The sequence below is a fragment of the Pseudomonas onubensis genome (assembly GCF_965653655.1).
Lineage (GTDB): Bacteria > Pseudomonadota > Gammaproteobacteria > Pseudomonadales > Pseudomonadaceae > Aquipseudomonas.
The window spans coordinates 1-3,617 of the sequence record NZ_CBFHAZ010000188.1 but is presented as its reverse complement, the minus strand read 5'-3'; the positions used below and the strand labels follow the sequence as shown (position 1 = coordinate 3,617).

Below are 3,617 nucleotides of genomic sequence, written 5' to 3'. Positions count from 1 at the left end.
CGAGGCACCGAGTGTTGGGGCGAGGACCTTTTGGTTACTTTTGACTGGGCCGGCATTCCGGTCCTTGCAAAAGTGACCCGCTGTAAGAGCGGAACCCTACTCAGCCGTTACCGCAGCAACGGATATGCACCCCGACCGCCCAGCCCCAAGACCGCCTCAACATTAACGTTGTGCAGATAGCGATAGCGTCACCTCGGCACCCCAGAGAAACCGCAGTGCTGCTATCGCAGGCAAGCCAGCTCCCACAGAAGCCGGCTCACACAGCGGAGTTGCGCTGCTTTCTAGAAGGTAGTGCGCACGCCGAACTGCACGCTGCGCCCAGGCGCCGGGGCGATATCACGCAGGATCGAGCTGGCATAGCGCACGGTCTGGTTGGTCAGGTTTTCGCCATTGACGAACGCCAGCCACTGGCTGCCACCCACATTGAAGTGGTAACCGGCGCTGGCGCCCAAGGTGGTGTAGCCGTCGGTGCCGCTTTCGTTATCCGGCACACGCCCTTGGCCTGCGGCATGTTCCACATCGATCCGCGCTTGCCAGCGGTCCAGTTCCCACAGCAAGCCGCTGTTCAGGCGCAGCGGCGCAATACGTGGCAAGGCTTCGCCAGTGTCCAGGTTGGTGGCGCGGGTGTAATCGCCCGACAGTTCGAGGGCGAACTTGCCGTAGGCGCCTTCGCCCAGCTTCCAGTGATCCTGGGCTTCGAAACCGGCGAAACGTGCGCGCACGCCGGAATATTTGTATTCCGGGTTACCGCCCGCGTCTTCTTCACCTTCATCGTTCAGCGTGCGCCCTGTGCCCAGCAAGCCGATGTAGTTGGAGAAGCGGCTGTAGAACACGCCGAAACTGCCCTTGTGCGTGCCGTTGTCGAAGCGCAGTGCCAGGTCGCTGGACACGGCTTTCTCTTTCTTCAGGTTGGCGTCACCCAACTCGTAAGTGCCGGTGGCGACGTGGGCGCCGTTCGCGTACAGCTCGTAGAACGTTGGCGCGCGCTCGGTGTAGCCGAGTGTCGCGGCCAGCGACCACACCGGCGTGAGGCTGTATACCGCGCCGGACGACAGGCTGCCGGCGGTAAAGTCATTGGATTTGTCAGCCCCGGCGAAACGCGCATTGCCCTTGGCATTCGGGTCGACATTAGTGTGTTCCACGCGCCCGCCAAGGCTGAGCTTGAGGCGCTCGGTGGCCTGCATCTCTTCGAGAATAAACAGCGCGCCGGCGTTGGTGTCGGTCTGCGGCACAAAGGCTTCTTCGCCCAGGGCCGAGAACTCATTGCGCGTTACTTGGGCGCCGACCACGCCGTCAAACGGGCCCAGCGGCTGGTGGCGCGCTTCTACGCGGGCTTCATAGCCTTTATTCTTGAAGATCGTGCCGGTTTCGCCGCCTTCGATTTCACGGTGTTCGTAATCGGTGTAGCCCGCATCGAGTTTCACCGAGGTAAACGGGCCTTGCAGGTTGCGGATCTCGGACGCAAAGGCGTAGTGATCCTGCTTCATGCGGATGCGCACGTCTTGCTCGGCGGGTGAGCCATAGTTGCTGTCGTAGTTGCTGTAGGACAGCCCGGCATAACCGTCGTCCCAGGTGTAGGAACCGCCGACCGCACCGCCATCCTGGCGCCCGTCGCTGTTGCCCAGTCGGCCATTTTTGCCGGGGCCGTCTTCGGTCTCTGCGGCATGGCGGCTGCGAGCCTGGCCGGGGATTTTGAGGTCGTTGAATTGCCGCGCATTCGCGTCCAGGTGCAAGGCGAAGGTGCCGTTGCCGGCTTCCAGCTTGCCCGCGCTGCTGCGAGTGGTGTCGGCGCCGCCATAGCGCAATTCACCGGCGCCATGGATGCCTTCGATAGCCTCGGTGGGAATGCGGTTGTCGAAGGTGTTGACCACGCCGCCGATGGCGCTGCCGCCGTACAAAAGTGCAGCCGGGCCACGCACGATTTCGATACGGTCGACGTTGATCGGGTCCAGCGGCACGGCGTGGTCATAGGACAGCGACGAGGCATCCAGCGCGCCCACGCCGTTGCGCAGGATGCGAATACGGTCGCCGTCCTGGCCACGAATGATCGGGCGGCTGGCGCCTGGGCCGAAGTACGACGACGACACGCCCGGCTGCTTGTTCAGGGTTTCGCCGAGGCTGCCTTTTTGTTGCAGGGTCAGGTCGTCGCCTTCGAGCACCGTGGTGGGCGAGGCGAGTTGTGCGCTGCCCAACGGGTTGCCGGTAATGACTTGCGGTTGCAGCTCAAGGGCGTGGGCTTCGGAGCAGATCAACAGGGCGGCGGCGAGCGGGGTCAAGCGCCACAGAGAAGAGAGAGACATCAAACATTCCTTGGTAAAACGGCACAGAAAAGAGAAGGCTTAAACGGTATCGAACTTGATATTTATAGTTACAATATAACATCTCTTTTTTGCCTGAGAAGGGGAACTTTTTCCCAGGGGCTATATTCAATGCAGTGCTTCCACCTCTACGCCCCGTCGGCTAAGGTGCGCGGCTGTATTTCCTCTTTTTGCAAAAGGCCTGGCATGACCGCGACAAGCAACGACCCACTTCACGGCGTGACCCTGCAGCACGTCCTCACCACGTTGGTGGAACACTACGAATGGAGCGGGCTGGCCGAACGCATCGATGTGCGCTGTTTCAAGAGCGACCCGAGCATCAAGTCGAGCCTGACCTTCCTGCGCAAAACGCCGTGGGCGCGGGAGAAAGTCGAAGGCTTGTACGTCAAACTGATGCGTACCAAACGCCCGCTGGATTGAGGCCATGAAGCGGTATGTGGCCACGGCGGCGCTGGCTGGCTGGACAGGGCTGGCGATTCAGCAATACCTGATTTTCTATTCGCGCTGGGAGGCCGGCGCGAGCCTGCTGGGCGGGCTGATCAACTTTTTCAGTTTTTTCACCGTGCTGACCAACACCCTGGTTGTTGTGGTATTGAGCTATGCGCTGGTCAAGCGCGAGTCGGCGGCAAAGCGCTTCTTCCTGGCGCCCAGCGTCAGCAGCGCTATTGCTACGAGCATCGTCGTGGTAAGCCTGGCTTACAACCTGTTGCTACGGCATTTGTGGAGCCCCACCGGCTTTCAATTTATTGCCGACGAGTTGCTGCACGACGTGCTGCCGGTGCTGTTTGTGATCTATTGGTGGCAGTGTGTGCCCAAGGGCGCGTTGCGCTTCAAGCACATTGGTGTTTGGGTGATTTACCCGCTGGTGTACTTCGGCTATGTGCTGCTGCGCGGGCATTTGCTGGGGCAGTATCAGTACCCGTTCATCGATGTGGACAGCCTCGGTTATCCACAGGTGTTTGTGAATGCCGGGGGGATTTTGGCGGGGTTTGTTGGGATAGCGTTAGCGGTTGTGGGGTTGGATAGAGTCTTGAAGACACCTGCAAATTAAAGTGGGAGCTGGCTCGCCTGCGATGGTATCAACTCGGTGTGCCTGATGTACCGAGGTGCCTGCATCGCAGCGGTGCGACGATTCGACAAGCCAGCTACCACAGAAAAGCAGCTCTTCAGTGCATGCAAATCAGCAGCCGACTTCATTTTCAAAGCTGCATGCAGTCAACTGTGGGAGCGGGCTTGCTCGCGAATGCGGTGTATCAGTGACAGATGAATTGACTGACCCACCGCATTCGCGAGCAAGCC

Annotated in this window: 3 protein-coding genes; 2 read left to right on the top strand and 1 reads right to left on the bottom strand. The window is 60.2% G+C overall.

The window, feature by feature from the left end; all coding sequences use genetic code 11:
* Positions 1–281: 281 nt before the first annotated feature.
* The gene (locus ACTD9P_RS29420) at positions 282–2,300 is read right to left on the bottom strand and encodes a TonB-dependent receptor (protein WP_438870393.1); all 2,019 of its coding nucleotides are present in this window, start codon (positions 2,298–2,300) and stop codon (positions 282–284) included.
* Positions 2,301–2,504: 204 nt separating this feature from the next.
* Between ACTD9P_RS29420 and ACTD9P_RS29415 the strand changes: the two genes are divergently transcribed.
* On the top strand, positions 2,505–2,738 hold the full coding sequence (locus tag ACTD9P_RS29415; protein WP_010212838.1) for a VF530 family protein: 234 nt from the start codon (positions 2,505–2,507) through the stop codon (positions 2,736–2,738).
* Positions 2,739–2,742: 4 nt separating this feature from the next.
* On the top strand, positions 2,743–3,369 hold the full coding sequence (locus tag ACTD9P_RS29410; protein WP_438870392.1) for a Pr6Pr family membrane protein: 627 nt from the start codon (positions 2,743–2,745) through the stop codon (positions 3,367–3,369).
* Positions 3,370–3,617: the final 248 nt, after the last annotated feature.

Coding starts and splice junctions, on each gene's coding strand:
- ACTD9P_RS29420 (WP_438870393.1), bottom strand. CDS start 2,300: ATGTCTCTCTCTTCTCTGTGGCGCTTGACCCCGCTCGCCGCCGCCCTG.
- ACTD9P_RS29415 (WP_010212838.1), top strand. CDS start 2,505: ATGACCGCGACAAGCAACGACCCACTTCACGGCGTGACCCTGCAGCAC.
- ACTD9P_RS29410 (WP_438870392.1), top strand. CDS start 2,743: ATGAAGCGGTATGTGGCCACGGCGGCGCTGGCTGGCTGGACAGGGCTG.